The organism is Streptomyces sp. NBC_01296 (genome assembly GCF_035984415.1).
In the GTDB taxonomy this organism is placed as follows: Bacteria; Actinomycetota; Actinomycetes; order Streptomycetales; family Streptomycetaceae; genus Streptomyces.
In genome coordinates, this window is sequence record NZ_CP130720.1 from 2,598,452 (window position 1) to 2,616,697 (window position 18,246).

The following is an 18,246-nucleotide window of genomic DNA, read 5'->3' on the forward strand; positions in this document are numbered from 1 at the left end:
ATCAGCGACAGGTACGCACACATCGGATATTCCACTCAGGCCGAAGGCGGCCTACGGTTGCTGGTCATGCGGTTCCTCCTCTTGAGCGCTCGGCGCCTCGGGCTGCCCAGACGGGCCGTCTCGCAGATCCTGCTGACCCAGCTGGCCATCGCCGCCGGGGTCGCCGTGCTGGCCACCGGGCTCTTCCTGGCCCCGCTCGGCGCGCAGCTCGACGACCAGGCCATGCGGCGCGCCCTGGCCATCGCCCAGAGCGCGGCGGCGGACCCGTCGCTGGCCGCCGACCTCCTCGACTCCGGGCCCACGGCGGACAGCCCCGTGCAGGCCTCGGCCGAGCGGATCCGCCGCGCCACGGGCGCCGAGTACGTCGTCGTCATGGACCTGGACGGGATCCGCCGCTCGCACCCCGGCACCGACCGGATCGGCCTGCGCGTCTCCACCGACCCGAGCGACGCCCTCGCGGGCCGCGAGGTCATGGAGATCGACGAGGGCACCCTCGGCCGCTCCGCCCGCGGCAAGGTCCCGCTCCTCGCGGCCGACGGGGAGATCGTCGGCGCGGTCTCCGTCGGCATCGCCTACGACAGCGTCCACGACCGGCTGCTCGGCGCGATCCCGGGCCTGCTCGCCTACGCGGGCGGCGCGCTCGCGGCAGGCGCGCTCGCCGCCTACCTGCTCTCCCGCCGGATCCAGCGGCAGACCCGCGACCTGGCGTTCTCCGACATCGCCGGACTGCTCGCCGAGCGCGAGGCGATGCTCCACTCCATCCGCGAGGGCGTGATCGCCCTCGACCGCGCCGGCCGGGTCCGCCTGGTCAACGACGAGGCCGCCCGGCTGCTGGGCCTCGCCCCCGATACAGCCTCCACCCTCGCCGGGCGCCCGCTGGACGACGTCCTGGGCGCCGGCCGCACCACCGACGTCCTCGCCGGCCGCGTCACCGGCCGCGACCTGCTCACCGTCCAGGGGCCCCGGGTACTCGTCGCCAACCGGATGCCCACCGAGGACGGCGGCGCCGTCGCCACCCTGCGCGACCGCACCGAGCTGGAACACCTCGGCCGCGAGCTCGACTCCACCAAGGGCCTCATCGACGCACTGCGCGCACAGGACCACGAGCACGCCAACCGCCTCCACACCCTCCTCGGCCTGCTGGAGCTGGGCCTGCACGAGGAGGCGGTGGAGTTCGTCACCGAGGTCGTCGGAGTGCACCGCAGCACCGCCGAGCAGGTCACCGAGAAGGTCCACGACCCCCTGCTGGCCGCCCTTCTGGTGGGCAAGGCGACCGTCGCGGCCGAGCGCGGCGTCCCGCTGCGCCTCGCCGACACCACCTTCCTGCCCGACTGCCTCGTCGACCCCGGCGGCCTCGTCACCATCACGGGCAACCTGGTGGACAACGCCCTGGACGCGGCGGCGGGCTCCGCGGCGCCCCTGGTCGAGGTCGAGCTGCGCGCCGAGGGCCGTACGGCGATCCTCCGGGTGCGGGACAGCGGGCCCGGCGTCCCGGCAGCCCGTCGCGAGGAAATCTTCACCGAGGGCTGGTCGACCAAGCAGCCCAAGGCCCACCGCGAGCGCGGGCTCGGTCTCGCACTCGTACGCCGCCTCGCGGAGCGGCAGGGCGGCACGGCCCGGGCCGGCGAGGCAGCGGACGGAGGGGCGGAGTTCTCCGTCGTACTCCCGGAGGCCCTGCGATGAACGAGACCCCGATCCATGACATCCACGTATTGGTCGTCGACGACGACATGCGTGTTGCCCGGATCAACGCGGCGTACGTGGCGAAGGTTCCCGGCTTCCGCGTCTGCGCCCAGGCCCATTCGGCGGCCGAGGCCCTCGCCTACCTCGACACCCACGCCGTCGACCTGATCCTCCTCGACCACTACCTCCCGGACGAGAACGGCCTGGACCTGGTCCGCCGGCTGCGCCAGCTCGGCCACCGCACCGACGTGATCATGGTCACGGCCGCCCGCGACCTGGCCACCGTCCAGTCCGCCATGCGCCTCGGCGCCCTGCAGTACCTGGTCAAGCCCTTCACCTTCGCCGGCCTGCGCACCCGGCTGGAGGCGTACGGCGCCCTGCGCCGCACCCTGGAGACCGGCGGCGAGGCCGAACAGGCCGAGGTGGACCGGATCTTCGGCGCCCTCGCCGCGGCCGGCTCCCCGAACGAAATGCCCAAGGGCCACTCCGCCACCACCGCCGAACTGGTCCGCCGGGTCCTGCGCTCCGCCGAGGGCCCGCTCTCCACCCAGCAGATCGCCGACCGCGCCGGCATCAGCCGCCAGACCGCCCAGCGCTACCTGAAGCTCCTGGAGCGCACCGCCCGGGTCACCCTGGCCCTGCGCTACGGCGAGACGGGCCGCCCCGAACACCGCTACTCCTGGCTCCCGTCCGAGGGCGCGTAGCCGTCGGACGGGAACCCGCTCAGACGGCCCCGGCGCCGGTCAGGGAGCGGACCTCCGTCTCCGCGTGCTTCGCCTCGTCCGGCTCCTCCGCCGAGGTGACCGTGCCCAGCCAGCCCGCCAGGAAGCCCAGCGGGATCGAGACCAGGCCGGGGTTCTGCAGCGGGAAGAACTGGAAGCTCACCCCCGGGAAGAGGGAGTCCGGGCTGCCGGAGACCACCGGAGACAGGACGACCAGCACGACCGCCGGAATCAGGCCCCCGTACACCGACCAGACGGCGCCCCGCGTGGTGAAGGAGCGCCAGAACAGCGAGTAGAGCAGCACCGGCAGATTGGCCGAAGCCGACACCGCGAAGGCCAGCCCCACCAGGAACGCCACGTTCAGGTCCTGGGCGAGCAGCCCCAGGGCGATCGCCACCGCCCCGATCCCGACGGCCGCGGCCCTGGCCACCGCGACCTCGCTGCGCTGGCGCGCATGGCGGCGCTTGAGCGAGGCGTACAGGTCGTGCGCCACCGAGGCCGAGGACGCCAGCGTGATGCCCGCGACCACGGCCAGGATCGTGGCGAAGGCGATCGCCGCCACGAAGGCGAACAGCACCGCGCCCCCGGTGGAGCCGGCCCCGCCGCCCAGGAAGGCCGCGAGCAGCGGAACCGCCGTGTTCCCCGAGGCGTTGGAGGCCCGCACCGCGTCCGGACCCACCAGCGCGGCCGCCCCGAACCCGAGCACGATGGTCATCAGGTAGAACCCGCCGATCAGCGCGATCGCCCACACCACGGACCGGCGGGCCGCGCGTGCGGTCGGCACCGTGTAGAAGCGCGACAGGATGTGCGGCAGCCCGGCTGTCCCGAGGACCAGCGCGAGGCCGAGGCTCATGAAGTCGAAGCGGGCGGTCCAGTCGCCGCCGTACTTGAGCCCGGGGCTCAGGAACCGCCGGCCGTGCCCGCTGCGCTCGGCCGCGCTGGTGAGCAGCTGGTCGAAGTTCCCGTGGAAGCGCAGGAGTACGAGCACGGTGAGGGTGATGGCTCCGCCCATGAGCAGCACGGCCTTCACGATCTGGATCCAGGTGGTGGCCCGCATGCCGCCGAAGGACACGTAGACCACCATCAGCGCCCCGACCCCGATCACGGTCAGCGTCCGGGCCGCGGTGCCCGAATCACCGAGCAGCAGGCCCACGAGGCTGCCCGCGCCGACCATCTGCGCCACGAGGTACAGCACCGAGACCACGACCGAGGAGGTGCCGGCGGCGATCCGGACGGGCCGCTCGCTCATCCGGGCCGCGACCACGTCCGCGAGGGTGAAGCGCCCGCAGTTGCGGACGAGTTCGGCGACGAGGAACAGCACGACGAGCCAGGCGACGAGGAAGCCCACCGAGTACAGCAGGCCGTCGTAGCCGAAGAGGGCGATCAGGCCGGAGATGCCGAGGAAGGAGGCTGCGGACATGTAGTCGCCCGCGATGGCGAAACCGTTCTCCAGGGGTGAGAACAGCCGTCCGCCGGCGTAGAACTCCTCGGCCGAGCCGTGCCGGTTGCGGCTGACCCAGGTGGTGATGCCCAGGGTGACCGCGATGAAGAGGCTGAACAGGATCAGCGCGAGGGTCTGGTGCTCGGTGGTCACCGGCCGCCCTCCCGGGCCCGCATCCGCTCCTGGCCGCGCTCCTGCTCGAAGACCGTCCAGCGCAGGTCCAGCGCGGCGCGGTCGCGGCGCAGCCGCGCGTGCCGGGCGTACGCCCAGGTCAGCAGGAAGGTGCTGAGGAACTGGCCGAGCCCGGCCAGCAGGGCGACGTTGACCGCCCCGACGACGGGCCGGGCCATGATCCCCGGTGCCATGGTGGCCGCGACCACGTAGGCGACGTACCAGAGGAAGAATCCGGCGGTCGCGGGGACGACGAAGCCGCGGTAGCGGCTGCGGACCTCCTGGAAAGCGGCGCTGCGCTGCACTTCGAGGTAGATGTCGGATGCCCCGGGCGCGGCCCGGCCGCCGGCGGCGGGACGCGGGGGCGCCGGGTCCTCGCCCTCGCCCTCCCCCCAGCCGACGGCGAGCGCGTCGTACCAGGGGTCGTCGAGCCGGATCGTTCCGGCATCGGGACCTTCGTGCTTGTCCACCGAACTCTCCTTGTCCGCTGCCGCATTGGCCGCGTGCTCACAAGGATGTGCGGTATGGACGTTTTCCGGACTGGTGTCCCGGTGCTCTTCACTCCAACAGGTGATGGAGCGAAGAGCACCGGTGTGCCGGTGCGCCCGTCAGGCGTCGATGCGCGAGCGGTCCAGGGTCGCCGCCGAGCTCGTGATGAACTCCTTGCGCGGCGCGACCTCGTTGCCCATCAGCAGGTCGAAGACCTGCTCGGCCGAGTCCAGGTCGCCGATGTTGATCCGGCGCAGCGTACGGAAGCGGGGGTCCATGGTGGTCTCCGCCAGCTGGTCCGCGTCCATCTCGCCGAGACCCTTGTAGCGCTGGATCGAATCCTTGTACCGGACGTTCTTGCGCTGGAATTCGAGCAGCGTCTGGCGCAGCTCGTTGTCCGAATACGTGTAGACGTACTTGTCCTGGCCCTTCTTGGGCTGGACGAGTTCGATCCGGTGCAGCGGCGGCACCGCGGCGAACACCCGGCCCGCCTCGACCATCGGCCGCATGTACCGCTGGAAGAGCGTCAGCAGCAGGCAGCGGATGTGCGCGCCGTCCACGTCGGCGTCGACGAGCAGGACGATCTTCCCGTAACGCGCTGCATCGATGTCGAAGGTACGGCCCGAGCCGGCTCCTATGACCTGGATGATCGCTCCGCACTCGGTGTTCTTGAGCATGTCCGAGACCGACGACTTCTGGACGTTCAGGATCTTGCCGCGGATCGGCAGCAGAGCCTGGAACTCCGAGTTCCGCGCGAGCTTGGCGGTGCCGAGGGCAGAGTCGCCCTCGACGATGAAGAGCTCGCTGCGCTCCACGTCGTCGCTGCGGCAGTCGGCCAGCTTCGCGGGCAGCGAGGAGGTCTCCAGTGCCGTCTTGCGGCGCTGCGCCTCCTTGTGCTGGCGGGCGGCGATCCGGGTCCGGGCGGCCGCGACGATCTTCTCCATCACGGCGCGGGCCTGCTGCTTGTCGTCGCGCTTCGTGCTGGTCAGGAAGGCCTTGAGCTCCTTGGCGACCACGGCCGCGACGATCCGGGCGGCCGCCGAGGTGCCGAGCACCTCCTTGGTCTGGCCCTCGAACTGCGGTTCGGCCAGCCGGACGGTGACGACCGCCGTCATGCCCTCCATCGCGTCGTCCTTGACCACGTCGTCCTCGGCGACGCGCAGCAGCTTCGCCGAGCGCAGCACCTCGTTCACGGTCTTGGCGACCGAGCGCTCGAAGCCGGTGATGTGGGTGCCGCCCTTGGGCGTGGCGATGATGTTGACGAAGGACTTGACCTGCGTCTCGTACCCGGTGCCCCAGCGCAGGGCGATGTCCACGCCGAGCTCGCGGCTGACCTCGGTGGGGGTCATGTGGCCGCGCTCGTCGAGGACGGGAACGGTCTCCTTGAAGGTGCCCTGGCCGGTCAGGCGCAGCACGTCGCAGACGGCCTTGTCCTGCGCGAGGTAGTCGCAGAACTCGCTGATGCCCCCGTCGAAGCGGAAGGTCTCCTCGGTCTTGCCGGCCCCGTCGATGGCGCGCTCGTCGCGGACGACGAGGGTCAGGCCGGGGACGAGGAAGGCGGTCTGGCGGGCGCGCTGGTAGAGCGTCTCCAGCGAGAGCCGCGCGTCCTTGAGGAAGATCTGCCGGTCGGCCCAGTAGCGGACCCGGGTGCCGGTCTTGCCCTTGGCGACCCGCTTGGTCTTGCGCAGGCCGTTGGCGGGGTCGAACGGGCTGTCGGGGCCCTGCTCGGTGAACATGCCCGGGACGCCGCGGCGGAAGCTGATCGCGTGGGTGGAGCTGTTGCGGTCCACCTCGACGTCCAGCCGGGCGGAGAGGGCGTTGACCACGGAGGCGCCGACGCCGTGCAGGCCGCCGGAGGCCGCGTACGAGCCGCCGCCGAACTTGCCGCCGGCGTGCAGCTTGGTCATGACGACCTCGACGCCGGACAGCCCGGTCTTGGGCTCGACGTCGACGGGGATGCCGCGGCCGTTGTCGCGGACCTCGACCGAGGCGTCCTCGTGGAGGATCACCTCGATGTGGTCGCAGTAGCCGCCCAGGGCCTCGTCGACGGCGTTGTCGATGATCTCCCAGAGGCAGTGCACAAGGCCCCGGGAGTCGGTGGAACCGATATACATGCCGGGGCGCTTGCGGACGGCCTCGAGGCCTTCGAGGACGAGCAGGTGCCGCGCGGTGTAGTTGGAGCCGTCCCGGTCTGCTCCGGACAGCAGCGCGCTGGAAGGCACGGACGTGTCGGCGGTCACGCAGTTCGCTCCTCGCTGAATTTCTTTTTCTGGCCCGTCGGGCGCAGGGTGGCTCGGTTGCCGGTCGAAGGGTACCGAGGCCTGGTAGAGCCGATGCAACGCCACCCTCGTCCTTCATCAGCCTAGTGCAGGGCCGCACGGGTGTTCGATCCCCCGGGGGAGTGAAGCAAACATCACGTTCCCTTCCAGGCATGAACCATTTAGGGTTCGGGCACGTCCTCATGAACAACCGGCACCCACGCCGGGGAGGACGGAACTGCTACAAGCGAACGACTGACAACGCGAAACCGTAAAGCACTGCAATACGGCTCCTTCGCCGCCAACCGGCAACAGCCGGCCAGCTTCGGAAGGAAGTTTCGAGGAAAAGCCGCGAGCGGGAACGTTTTCGGCCTGGTTGGATGTTGACCCTGGTACGACAGCTCGTCGAGCTAGAGAAGAGGCGACGTGACTACTGTTCTGACACCCGCGACCCCGCTGACGGCCGCTGACCGATGCGACCGTTGCGGCGCCCAGGCATATCTGCGCGTCGTCCTGCTGAGCGGCGGTGAACTGCTGTTCTGCGCCCACCACGGGCGTAAGTTCGAGCCGGAACTCAAGAAGATCGCCGCGGATATACAGGATGAGACCGAGCGGCTCACGTCCGCTCCGACGGCCAATGCCGACACCGAGGACCGCTGACACAGGCCTATACCTCGCATCCGACGAGCCAGGACCGGCCAGGCCGGTCGACGGGCGGCACCTCTGAGACCCAGGGGTGCCGCCCGTCCTCACGTCCGGAGGCCTGTCGCGGCCCGAGTGTTCACGGGCTCGGCCGGCGGCTCCCGTGCCGGTGCCGTCCCCCGGGTGCTCCCGGGACTCCCTGCGGCTGCTCGGCCACGTACCCCCGTACGGGCCGTGCAGCCGGTCCGGAGCGCCTTTGGCCACCCCATGCGATGTCCTGGCCGACGCTTTGCCGCGCGGCCGTCTCAGGGGCTGTCACGAAGCCGGTGAGCGGCGCGATCTTCGTGTACACCCCCGGACTGTCGGGGCGCCCGCAGCCCCGCCCCCAGGACACCAGCCCGATGAGCCGGCCCTGGGCGACCAGCGGCCCGCCGCTGTCCCCCTGGCATGCGTCCCTCCCGCCGTCGCGGTGCCCCGCGCACACCATGGACTCCGGCCGGTACTGCCCGTCCGCGTCCCCCGGGTAGGCGCGCCGGCAGACCTCGTCCGCCAGGATCGTCACCCGCGCCGCGCGCAGTCCGTACGCGTAGTCACCGAATCCGCTCGTGTCGCCCCAGCCGTACACGGCCGCTTCGCCGCCCGCCTCGTAGCCGGGGTGCCCGTCGCCGGCCATGGGGAGCACGTAGTGCGCGGGTACGGCCTCGTCGAGCTCCAGCACGGCCAGGTCGCCGGCGTTGCTCCGCGTGTCGTAGCCCGGGTTCACCCGGGCCGAGCGGACCGTGATCTCCCGGCCCTCGGCAGCCCGCAGCTCCGTACGCCCGGTGATCACCCGGAAGTCGGGGACGGACTCGATGGGGCCGCCCAGCACCTGGCGGCCCAGGCAGTGGGCCGCGGTCAGCACCTTCGTCGGGCCCACGATGACGCCCCCGCAGAACTGGCCGCCCCTCGTACCCCCGAACCGGTCACGGCTGGCGAGGGCCACCACCCACGGGCTGTCGGCCGCCTTCACCGGCTTCCCGCCGATCACCACACTGTCCGCAGCCGCGTGGGGCGCCTGGGCCAGCGGCGCCGCGGCCGCTCCCGCCACCAGGGCCAGCGCGCCCGCCAGAGCACGGGAAAAGGGACGACGCATGAGGCCTCCTGACTCTGGGTGTGCATGACTCCACCCAGAGTGGGACGCCCGGTGGCCGAGCGCACCCGCGCACGGCCACCTCGTACGGTCCCCGGCCCGGTCAGTCCAGGTAGTCGCGCAGGACCTGGGAGCGGGACGGGTGGCGCAGCTTCGACATCGTCTTGGACTCGATCTGACGGATGCGCTCACGCGTGACGCCGTAGACCTTGCCGATCTCGTCGAGGGTCTTCGGCTGTCCGTCGGTGAGGCCGAAGCGCATGGAGACCACGCCGGCCTCGCGCTCGCTCAGCGTGTCGAGCACCGAGTGCAGCTGCTCCTGCAGGAGCGTGAAGCTCACGGCGTCCGCCGGGACGACGGCCTCGGAGTCCTCGATGAGGTCGCCGAACTCGCTGTCGCCGTCCTCACCGAGGGGCGTGTGCAGGGAGATCGGCTCGCGGCCGTACTTCTGGACCTCGATGACCTTCTCGGGGGTCATGTCGAGTTCCTTGGCCAGCTCCTCCGGGGTGGGCTCGCGGCCCAGGTCCTGGAGCATCTGGCGCTGCACGCGGGCGAGCTTGTTGATGACCTCGACCATGTGCACCGGGATGCGGATGGTGCGGGCCTGGTCGGCCATGGCGCGCGTGATCGCCTGGCGGATCCACCAGGTCGCGTACGTGGAGAACTTGTAGCCCTTGGTGTAGTCGAACTTCTCGACCGCACGGATCAGACCGAGATTGCCTTCCTGGATCAGGTCCAGGAAGAGCATGCCGCGGCCGGTGTAGCGCTTGGCCAGGGAGACCACGAGGCGGAGGTTGGCCTCCAGCAGGTGGTTCTTGGCGCGGCGGCCGTCCTCGGCGATGATCTCCAGCTCGCGCTTGAGCTTGGGGGCCAGCTTGTCGGAGTTGGCCAGCTTGTCCTCGGCGAACAGGCCCGCCTCGATCCGCTTGGCGAGTTCGACCTCCTGCTCCGCGTTGAGGAGGGGGACCTTGCCGATCTGCTTGAGGTAGTCCTTGACCGGGTCGGCGGTGGCGCCGGCGACCACGACCTGCTGGGCGGGGGCGTCGTCCTCGTCGTCGGAGATGACGAAGCCCTTGTTCTCCCCGCCCTCCTCCTCTTCCTCGGCCTCGGCCTTGGCGGCGTCGGGCCCCTCGTCCGGGGTCTCGTCCTCGCCGCCCTCGTCCGCGTCCTTCTTGGAAGCGGTCTTCTTCGCCGCCGTCTTCTTGGCAGCCGTCTTCTTGGCGGGCGCGGCCTTCTTGGCCGCCGTCTTCTTCGCCGCCGTCTTCTTCGCGGCGGGCTCGGTTCCGGGCTCCTCCGCGAGAGCGTCCGCGTCCACGGGCTCCGGGTCCACCGTCTCGGCCGCCGGTGCCGCGGCGGCGACGGTCCGCGCAGCCGTCGTCTTCGCCGCGACGGTCTTGGTGGCCGTCCGCTTGGCCGGGGTCTTCGCTGCGACGCTCTTGCGGGTGGTGCGCTTGGGCGACTCCGCGGCACTGACCATCAGCGTCACACCCTCTTCCTCGAGGATCTGGTTGAGGCTGCGCAGAACATTCTTCCACTGGGTCGCAGGAATCTGGTCAGCCTCGAAGGCCCGACGCACGTCATCGCCGGCGATCTGCCCCTCGGCCTTGCCCCGCTCGATGAGCGCCATCACAGACTCGGAATCGGCGATCTCCGGCGGGAGCGTACGGGATGTGCTGGCCGACACGAACAACCTCTCGGAACGATGGAAACGGCTTCCGACCCCGGCCGGGTGGTGCTGGACCGGAGCCGACGACCACCGACTGGGGATGGGCCGGGGGCGCGGGCAGGGGCCGGGGAGCTGCACAGCACCCGCAAGGGCTGCTGTCTTCCCTCCGTCGGCCATCACCTCTCTAGGTCATCGCTTGACCTCGCGGAGTGTTACGCCCAATTCTTCGTGGCCCGAGTCACACCCCGATTGCCACGATGCCGGTCATACGGTCGTACACGCGGGCCGGACGCGGCCGGATGCCGTCGTGCGAGGTCGCCGGGGGTGCTGCGGGGCCGGCCCCCGCCGGGCCCGTGTGCGCCGACCTGCGGTCGACCGCGTCGCGCACGCCGGTGTCGCCGGGCCGCCCCCCGGCCTCCGCCGGGAGGTACCCCCACCGGACGGCGTCCCGGGTACCTCCGGGGCGTCGGCGCCACCGCCAACGCCCTCGGCGGCACGTGCGAGTACTTCCCGCGCCGCCGTCCGTCCGCGCGTCAGTGCTCGCGCGGGGCGGGGACCACGCGCTCGACCTCCGGATGCACCATCAGGAGCTGGCGCATGGCGTTCTCGGCACCGGTCGCGTCCCCGGCGGCGAGGGCCTCGACGATCCGCGCGTGGTGCGCGACGCACGCCTCGCCGGGGCGGTCACAGGCGGTGACGGGGCTCCCCGAGACCTGGAGCGCGGAGGAGACGATGCCGGAGAGGTGCTCCAGCATGCGGTTGCTCGCGACCTGGATGAGGAGCGCGTGGAACTCGTTGTCGGCGCGCGCGAAGGTGATCGCGTCGCCCTGGCCGAGGGCGTGGCCCATGATCTCGACCATGTCGGCGAGGCGCTGCTGAATGTCCGGGCGGCCGTGGCCGGCGGCGAGGCGGGCGGCGAGCGGCTCGATGGTCCAGCGGAGCTCGTTGAGCTCGCGGCGCTGGTCGTCGCGCTGGGGGCCGAAGGCGCGCCACTCGATGATGTCGGGGTCGAGCAGGTTCCAGTCGGCGACCGGACGGACGCGGGTGCCGACGTTGGGGCGGGCGCTGACGAGGCCCTTGGCCTCCAGCACGCGCAGCGATTCGCGGACCACCGTGCGGGAGACCTCGAAGCGCTGGCCGATCTCCTCGGGGACCAGCGGGCGGTCCGCGCCGAGGTCGCCGGAGACGATCATCTGGCCGAGCTGCTGGACGAGTTGGCCGTGCAGTCCGCGGCCGCGGCTGCCTGCCGCGCGGCGGCCGACCCGGCTCAACTCGACGTCGGCGCCGTCCCAGTGGGGCGCTCCGACGCGGTCGGTCCCGGAGGCTTCCGCGTAGGGGTAGCGGTCGAGTTCGCCCGGGCCGGCGAGGCCGGAGTCTGCATGGCGGGCGGCGGTCATCATGGTGTGCGCAAGGGTACTCACGAATCCTTTGTCGGCCTTGCCTCGATGACCCTTGAGGTCTTTGGTGAAAAGCACACGAAAGGGTGATCGGTGCCACCTACGCAATTGACGACTTATCGTAAAGAACCGGGCTCTTTGGGCGGTGTTGTGGTCCGGTTCACGTGATGTGGACGGGATCGGTCCCGTCGAAACATTCTGCGGCACCGGAACGATCACGAACGGTCCGTTACCAGCGGACGCGGCTGCGCAGTCCTGTGAACCCATAGGCGCACAACAGGACCATCAGCGACAACACCAGCGCGGTGCCGACGGGTTGGGCCATCACCCGCAAGGCCCCCAGGACCAGGCGGTCCGCCTCCGGGGGCCACTGCGCCCAGGCCAGACCGCGCAGCCGGGCCGCGAGTCCGCTCGCCGGGTACGCGGACGGACCGTCCAGCGCCTTGCGGACGAGCGGGACGACCATGACCGGGACGGCGAGCACGGCGGCCAGGCCGGCGGTGGCCGACCGGAAGACGCCGGAGGCCAGCACCCCGGCCCAGGCACAGCCGATGAGCAGTCCGGCCCAACTCGCGGCCGGGGAGACCCATTCCGCGGGGGTGCGCAGCGGGCCGCGGTCGAAGACGAGCTTCAGGGCGGCGGCGTCGGCGGTGACGGCGAGCGCGCCGAACAGCAGGGCGAGGCCCGCACAGACGGCCAGTTTGGCGGCGAGCAGGCCCATCCGGCGCGGCACGGTGCCGCGGTCGGCGGCGAGTACGGGGTAGCGGTACTCCTCGCCGAAGGCCAGGGCGCCGAGCAGTCCCGCGCCGAGGGCGGCGGGGGGCAGCGGCAGCAGCTCCGGCCAGGCGGCGAGCAGCCGGTTCTGCGGGGTGCCGCCGGCCCGGGCCAGCACCAGGGCGGTGACGGCGGAGACGGCGACGACGACGGCCGCGGTGAGGACGGGCATGGCGGTACCGAAGACCCGGCGCAGCTCGTAGCGCAGCGGCCGCAGCGGCCCGCCGACCCGGCGCACCGGCGAGGCGGGGGTCCCGCTGCTGGCGGCCGACCGACAGCCGCCTCGGGCGGGCAGGGGCCCCGCTTCGGCCGGGGCGGCGGCGCTCGCCGGCTCCGCGCCGGGTTCGGTGCGCGCCTGCGGCACCGGCGGTACGGGCGGGCAGGGCGCCCCGGCGTCCCCGGTCTCGTCGGCGAGCTGGTGGACCAGCACGCCGTGCCGGAACGCCGCTTCGCCGACCTCCGCGCAGCTGCTGCCGTACACCGACAGGCGGCTGCCGGACTCCTCGACGATCTCCACCGCCCGCTGGGCGTCCCGGGCCTCGCGGCCGAGTACGTCGGCCAGCCGGGCGGCGTGCGGACTGCGCACGGCGACCCGCGGCCGAAGCCGGGTACGGGCGAACTCGGCCGCGTCCTGGTCGGCGACGAGCCGGCCCGACTCGATGCTCACGACCCGGTCCGCGCTGCGGGCGGCCTCCTTCGCGTCGTCGGTGGTGAAGAGCACCGCGCCGCCGAGGGAGGCGTGACCGCGCAGCAGCCCGTGCAACCAGCCGCGTTCGCGGGGCGAGAGTCCGGCGGCGGGCTCGTCGAGGAGCAGCGTGCACGGATCGGCGAGCAGCGCCGCGGCCAGCGCCACCCGGCGCTCCATGCCGAGCGAGAGCGAGCCGAGCCGCTGGTCGCGCAGGCCCGCGATGCCGACGACCTCCAGCATGGTGTCGGCCCGGGAGGCCGGCACCCCGGCGGCGGCGCACAGCATCCGCAGCTGGCCCCGGACGGTGCGCGCCGGGTTGCCGGGGACGTCGCCGAGCAGCACGCCGACCTCACGGCCGGGATGCGGGATCCGGTGCAGCGGGCGTCCGCGGAAGTAGGTGACGCCGCGGCCCGGTTCGAGTTCGAGCATGAGCCGCAGTGCGGTGGTCTTGCCCGATCCCGGTTCGCCGAGGAGGGCGGTCACGGTCCCGGGGCGGGCCTCGAAGGTGAGGTCGTCCACGAGGGGCGGGAGGTCTCGACGGGGTGTGCTGGTGAGTCCGATGGCCTGGAGCATCGCTTCTCCCGCGGGGGGTGAGACCGCTCTGCGGCAGCGTGAGTACCGCAAACAAGATAACGCGATATGTCCGATTTTCGGCGCAACCGGGGCGCGTTCGCGGCCGTGTCGACAACGACCGGGGGCGCGAAGGCGCGGGTGCCAGGGGCGCGGGTGACGAGCGCGCGGATGCCGAGCGCGCGGGTGACGGGGCCTCAGACCTCCGGGCGCAGCATGGGCGGGTTGAGCAGGTTCGCCCCGCCGGCCCGGAACAGCTGGGCGGGCCGACCGCCCTGACGGGTCGTCGTCCCCCCGGCCGGCACCAGGAACCCGGGGGTCCCGGTGACCTTGCGGTGGAAGTTGCGCGGGTCGAGGGCCACGCCCCACACGGCCTCGTAGACCCGCCGGAGCTCGCCGACGGTGAACGCGGGCGGGCAGAACGCGGTGGCCAGCGAGGAGTACTCGATCTTGGAGCGGGCCCGCTCCACGCCGTCGGCGAGGATCCGGGCGTGGTCGAAGGCCAGCCCCGAGGCCGCCTCGTCCTCGACGGCCAGGAGCTCGTCGACCGGGGCCCAGCGCGCGCTGTTGGCGTCTCCGCCGGCCCGGGGCGCGGGCAGGTCCGGAGCCAGGACCAGATGCGCCACGCTGACGACACGCATGCGCGGATCCCGCTTCGGATCCCCGTACGTGGCCAGCTGCTCGAGGTGTGCCCCGTTGCCCGCGCCCGGCTCGGCCGGATCGTGGGCGCACAGGCCGGTTTCCTCGGAGAGCTCCCTGGCCGCGGCCGCGGCCAGGTCCTCGTCTCCGCGCACGAAGCCGCCGGGCAGGGCCCAGCGTCCCTGGAACGGCTGCTCACCCCGCCGGACGACCAGCGCACAGAGCGCGTGACGCCGCACGGTGAGCACGACCAGGTCGACGGTGACAGCGAAGGGCGGATAGGCCGACGGGTCGTAGGGCGACATGCCGCGATCATAGTCGTCTGCCTGACGATAAACAGAGCTTTCGTGATCCCGAAGCCGGTGATCGCCGGACACCCCCTAACCGCCCAGTTGGAGCGCATCGGCCGCCTCCTCCACCATGGCGAGGCCGAGCCGGCTGATCCGGACGGCGAACGGTTCCCCCGAGACCCGCAGGCCTGAGAACCGGAGGGCGCCGAGGGGAGCACCTGGCAGCGGGACGAGGGCGACCGTGCCCGCGGGGGCGTCGGGACGGATTCCGGCGAGGGCGGTCAGGGCATGGACCCCTGCGGCAGCGGCCACCGCCGCGGGGCGGCAGGCCGCCGGATGCGGAAGCGGGGCGCTGCCCACCGTGCGCTGCTCGGCGGCGTACATCTCCGGCAGCCGGTACCCGAAGCTCTCCGCGGCATCCAGCAGCCCCCTCAGCAGTCCGGCGGCCTCCTTCTCGAAGCCGGCCTGGGCCAGCCCGGCGACCGCCACGGCGCTCTCGTACGCCCGCACCGCGCCCGAGCGGTGACCGAAGGGGTTGTGACCCGGCTCCCGGAACGCCAGGCTGCGCAGCCCCCATCCGGAATCCATGGCGGGGGCTCCGAGGAGGCGGGCGAGCTGTTCGGTGCGGACCCGGTCCAGCAGCCCCGGGGCGAGCCGGCCGCCGCCGAGCAGGCCGGTGTCCAGGAGGTGCACGGCGGCCCCCGTGAGCCGGGGCAGCGGCCGCCCGTCGGGGTGCAGGGCCGCCGCGGGCCGTCCGCCGTCCGGACCGTCGATCCAGAACGCCTCCCGGAACCGCTCCCGCAGCGCGGCCGCCCACTCCCGCCACGCCTCGGCGCCGGGCCGCCCGCATCCGGCGAGCAGGTCGGCCCCGAGCAGCGCGGCCCGATGGGCGTGGGCCTGGGTCTCGCAGCGGCGTGGACCGGGATCGGGATCGGCCAGGAACCCGTCTTGCCCCAGGGCGCCGCGCAGCCACTCCAGGCACCGCTCGGCCGCGGGGAGGAGCCCGGCCACCTCCGCCTCGGGCATCCCCCAGCGCCGGGCCTCGGCGAGCACCGCCGGGAAGGCGAGGGTCGCCTCGGTGCCGGTGCACCCCGGCGGCAGCTGCGGACCTGCCCCGCGCAGCGGCCCCGGGATCTTCCCGGCGTCGGGGCCGCGGCCTGCGGTCTGGCTCCGGGCGAGGGTGCGCAGGGTGGCCGCGGCGAGCCCGGTCCCGAGCGGCAGCGCCATCCGGGCGGCCCAGAGGGACTCCGCCGGGGCCAGACCCAGCCGCCATGGCACCCCGGCCGCGGCGAACGCGTCGGCAGGCTCCTCGCGGTCCCGCATCAGCAGCGCGCCAAGGTCCTCGACGCTGGTGCGGAACCAGGCCTCGACCCGCCGGTCGTCCCCCTCGGCCCGGGCGTCGGCCAGCGGATTGGCCACCTGCCCGGCCGGGGCCCGGGCCGTGCGGTCCTGCGTGGTCCGCAGCTCGATGGTGCGGGACTCCCCCGGCCCCAGGTCGAGCTGCCAGCGCAGCAGTCCCGCCGAGGCGAGGGCGTCGTCCGGGGCCGGCTCGGCCGTTGTGACGGCCTGTGCCTCCCCGGTGCTCCAGCGCAGCCCCGCGGCGTGCACCCCGGCCGGCAGTTCCGGCCCGGCCCGGCCGGCGGCCACCGCGGCCAGCTCCGCCAGGTCGGTGCCGAGCGCCACCTCCACCGGGAGGCGCATCGGGCGGGCCGTGAAACTGCGCAGGGTGATCCGCTCGGTGCCGTCCGCGTGCCGGACCCGTTCCACGCCGATGTCGGGGTCGGGGCCCGCTTCGGCCCCGGTACGGACGGTCGCGGTGAAGGCGGCCCGGTCGGAGCCGAGGCTGCGCCCCTGGACGGCGACCGGGTCCCGGCCGCCGACCCGGAGCACACAGCGGGACAGCAGCCGCCGCCCGGAGCGGTAGATCCCGTCGATCCCCCGTCCGGTCAGCTGGCCGTGTTCCGGCGAGATGACCAGGCAGGGCGCGGCGACGCAGATGACGGCGCCGTGCACGGGCGGCAACTCGGTCCTGCGGGCGGGCGGTACGGAGAGGGCCATGGGTCGCCTTGTCTGGGCTGTCTGCGCTCCGGCCGGTTTCGCTGGGCGGCGGCGCGGCCGGGCCCCCGCCACCCTCCAGCTGAACGCCCCCGCCCCCGCCCGGGTCACGGGCCCCGGGGGCGGCTGCGCCCGTACTGGGCCGTGCCGGTGACGCAGCCGCCGCCGCAGGGCGGTGATCGCGGCGTCCCGGATCCGCCGCACGGGATTCCCTCCGCTCCCGCCCGGGCCCGGACCCCTGCGGCCCCGGGCCTGGTCCCGGCTCACTGTTCGCTCCCCGCGGTGCGGCGGGGCTCGCGGCGGGGCTGCGCCTCCCGGCGGCCCGGAGGGCGCGTGGTGGCCGCTGCCCGCTTGCGGCGGGGTTCCCGGCGCCGCCGCTCCTCCCGCAGGCAGGCCCGCAGCCCCTCCGGGTCGATGCCCTCGTTACAGGCGTGGTGGAGCAGCTGGGCGAAGCGGTACTCGGCATCGGCCCGCAGGGCCAGCCCGAGGGCGATCCGGGCGGTCGGCTCGTCGCCGGTGGACCACGAGACCCAGCCGGCGAGGGTGAGCGGGGCCGCGGCGTGCTCCCCGTACGCCCCGACGCAGCGGCGGGCCAGCGCCCGCCACAGCCGCAGGGCGGGGGCTGCTTCCTCGCCCTCCATCCACTCGGCCGCGACGTCCCGGATCTCGCGGTCCTGGAGGCCGAGGATCACGCTGGCGGCCTCGTCGTGGCCGAGCAGGGCGTCGTCCCACTCGTCGGCTCCGGGGCCGCCCTCGACGGGCGGGGCGAGGGTCATCCGCCGCATCAGGGTGCGGGCCAGCGTGACGGTCTCCGCGCCGACCTCCTGCTGGGTGGCCCCGTCGAGGATCTTCGGTACGAGGGCGGCGGCCGCCCGGTCCAGGGCCCGCTCCATCTCCACCGCCGCACCGCCGCGCAGCGGTACCAGCCGGCCCTCGATCTCCCGGAGGGAGCCCCTGACCTGGAGTCCGGCGAAGGTGGCCGTCGCCGCCATCACCGAGGTGCCGGTCGCGGCCAGTGGGCTGCCCTCGGCCGGGCAGCACCGCTCGTCGGGGCAGCAGTAGGACCAGTACCGGCCGCCGGAGATGCAGAGCGCTTCCATCACGGGCACGTCGAGCGCGCCGCAGGCCAGCCGGATGCGTTGGGCCAGCGGCCGCAGCCGGGTCATCACCCGCTGGCCGCTCTCGCCGCCGGCCGGGTCCTGGCAGAGGAAGACGACGATGCCGTCGGGCTTGTCGCCACGCCGCTCGCTGCCCCGCACCAGGCAGTCGGCGACCTGCCGGGCGGTGTCCTCCCATTCCGCCGGGGCCGAGGGGATGCCGACGCGGAGCCGGCCGCCGAAGCGGCCGCCCTCGCCGTGCACGGTGACCATGACGAGGGAGTCGGTGGGATGGAAACCGAGCATGTAGGGCAGCGCGTCGGCCAGTTCGGCCGGGCTGCGCAGGGTGATCCGAGGGTCGAGGGCGGGTCCGGACGGGCTGATGGAGGGCCGGTCGGACGGGTTGCGTGATGCGCGGTCGTTCGTCATGCCCCGACGGTCCCGCGGACGATCGGATCCCGAAACCCCTGTGGATAACTGTTGATCGCTCAACATCCACAGGTTCGGGGTGCCGTTGGCGCGATGTCGGAACCAT

13 protein-coding genes are annotated in these 18,246 nt (G+C 73.1%); 3 read left to right on the forward strand and 10 right to left on the reverse strand.

Annotation, left to right across the window (positions count from 1 at the left end; all coding sequences use genetic code 11):
• The first annotated feature begins 66 nt into the window (after positions 1-66).
• Both OG299_RS11565 and OG299_RS11570 read left to right on the forward strand, forming a co-directional pair.
• A complete protein-coding gene (locus OG299_RS11565; RefSeq protein ID WP_327361451.1) occupies positions 67-1,683 on the forward strand; it encodes a sensor histidine kinase in 1,617 nt (538 codons plus the stop codon).
• Positions 1,680-2,387, forward strand: a complete 708-nt coding sequence (locus OG299_RS11570) for a response regulator (protein WP_266636018.1) — start codon at positions 1,680-1,682, stop codon at positions 2,385-2,387. The genes OG299_RS11565 and OG299_RS11570 overlap by 4 nt, the downstream gene beginning before the upstream one ends.
• Before the next feature lie 19 nt (positions 2,388-2,406).
• Here the strand turns inward: OG299_RS11570 and OG299_RS11575 are convergent, their stop codons facing one another.
• The 3 genes from OG299_RS11575 to OG299_RS11585 form a co-directional block, all read right to left on the reverse strand.
• Positions 2,407-3,999, reverse strand: a complete 1,593-nt coding sequence (locus OG299_RS11575) for a monocarboxylic acid transporter (RefSeq protein ID WP_266636020.1) — start codon at positions 3,997-3,999, stop codon at positions 2,407-2,409.
• On the reverse strand, positions 3,996-4,487 hold the full coding sequence (locus OG299_RS11580; protein ID WP_327361452.1) for a DUF485 domain-containing protein: 492 nt from the start codon (positions 4,485-4,487) through the stop codon (positions 3,996-3,998). The genes OG299_RS11575 and OG299_RS11580 overlap by 4 nt, the downstream gene beginning before the upstream one ends.
• 138 nt (positions 4,488-4,625) lie before the next feature.
• Entirely contained in the window at positions 4,626-6,746 is a 2,121-nt protein-coding gene (locus OG299_RS11585; protein ID WP_266636024.1) for a DNA gyrase/topoisomerase IV subunit B, read from the reverse strand.
• A gap of 444 nt (positions 6,747-7,190) precedes the next feature.
• Here OG299_RS11585 and OG299_RS11590 point away from each other — a divergent pair, with 444 nt between their 5' ends.
• Positions 7,191-7,424 (forward strand): DUF7455 domain-containing protein, encoded by a 234-nt coding sequence (locus OG299_RS11590; RefSeq protein WP_030154305.1) that lies wholly within the window; start codon positions 7,191-7,193, stop codon positions 7,422-7,424.
• Positions 7,425-7,545: 121 nt separating this feature from the next.
• Here the strand turns inward: OG299_RS11590 and OG299_RS11595 are convergent, their stop codons facing one another.
• The 7 genes from OG299_RS11595 to OG299_RS11625 all read right to left on the reverse strand — a co-directional run bounded on the left by OG299_RS11595 (position 7,546) and on the right by OG299_RS11625 (position 18,140).
• Complete coding sequence (locus OG299_RS11595; protein ID WP_327361453.1) at positions 7,546-8,538, reverse strand: serine protease; 993 nt, start codon at positions 8,536-8,538, stop codon at positions 7,546-7,548.
• 100 nt (positions 8,539-8,638) lie between these two features.
• Positions 8,639-10,219: an RNA polymerase sigma factor gene (locus OG299_RS11600; protein ID WP_266636027.1), complete on the reverse strand. Its 1,581-nt coding sequence runs from the start codon at positions 10,217-10,219 to the stop codon at positions 8,639-8,641.
• Between the two features lie 515 nt (positions 10,220-10,734).
• Positions 10,735-11,676 carry a FadR/GntR family transcriptional regulator gene (locus OG299_RS11605; protein WP_323179138.1) on the reverse strand — a complete coding sequence of 314 codons (942 nt, stop codon included), beginning with the start codon at positions 11,674-11,676 and terminating at the stop codon, positions 10,735-10,737.
• A 151-nt stretch (positions 11,677-11,827) separates the two neighbouring features.
• Positions 11,828-13,633, reverse strand: coding sequence for an ATP-binding cassette domain-containing protein (locus OG299_RS11610; protein ID WP_327361454.1), 1,806 nt, complete (start codon positions 13,631-13,633; stop codon positions 11,828-11,830).
• A 194-nt stretch (positions 13,634-13,827) separates the two neighbouring features.
• A complete protein-coding gene (locus OG299_RS11615) occupies positions 13,828-14,574 on the reverse strand; it encodes an NUDIX hydrolase (RefSeq protein WP_266636031.1) in 747 nt (248 codons plus the stop codon).
• A 75-nt stretch (positions 14,575-14,649) separates the two neighbouring features.
• Positions 14,650-16,617, reverse strand: coding sequence for a glycogen debranching N-terminal domain-containing protein (locus OG299_RS11620; RefSeq protein WP_266636033.1), 1,968 nt, complete (start codon positions 16,615-16,617; stop codon positions 14,650-14,652).
• Between the two features lie 260 nt (positions 16,618-16,877).
• Positions 16,878-18,140: a DUF4192 domain-containing protein gene (locus OG299_RS11625; protein ID WP_327361455.1), complete on the reverse strand. Its 1,263-nt coding sequence runs from the start codon at positions 18,138-18,140 to the stop codon at positions 16,878-16,880.
• Positions 18,141-18,246: the final 106 nt, after the last annotated feature.

Coding starts and splice junctions, on each gene's coding strand:
- OG299_RS11570 (WP_266636018.1), top strand. CDS start 1,680: ATGAACGAGACCCCGATCCATGACATCCACGTATTGGTCGTCGACGAC.
- OG299_RS11620 (WP_266636033.1), bottom strand. CDS start 16,617: ATGGCCCTCTCCGTACCGCCCGCCCGCAGGACCGAGTTGCCGCCCGTG.
- OG299_RS11610 (WP_327361454.1), bottom strand. CDS start 13,633: ATGCTCCAGGCCATCGGACTCACCAGCACACCCCGTCGAGACCTCCCG.
- OG299_RS11565 (WP_327361451.1), top strand. CDS start 67: ATGCGGTTCCTCCTCTTGAGCGCTCGGCGCCTCGGGCTGCCCAGACGG.
- OG299_RS11595 (WP_327361453.1), bottom strand. CDS start 8,538: ATGCGTCGTCCCTTTTCCCGTGCTCTGGCGGGCGCGCTGGCCCTGGTG.
- OG299_RS11615 (WP_266636031.1), bottom strand. CDS start 14,574: ATGTCGCCCTACGACCCGTCGGCCTATCCGCCCTTCGCTGTCACCGTC.
- OG299_RS11625 (WP_327361455.1), bottom strand. CDS start 18,140: ATGACGAACGACCGCGCATCACGCAACCCGTCCGACCGGCCCTCCATC.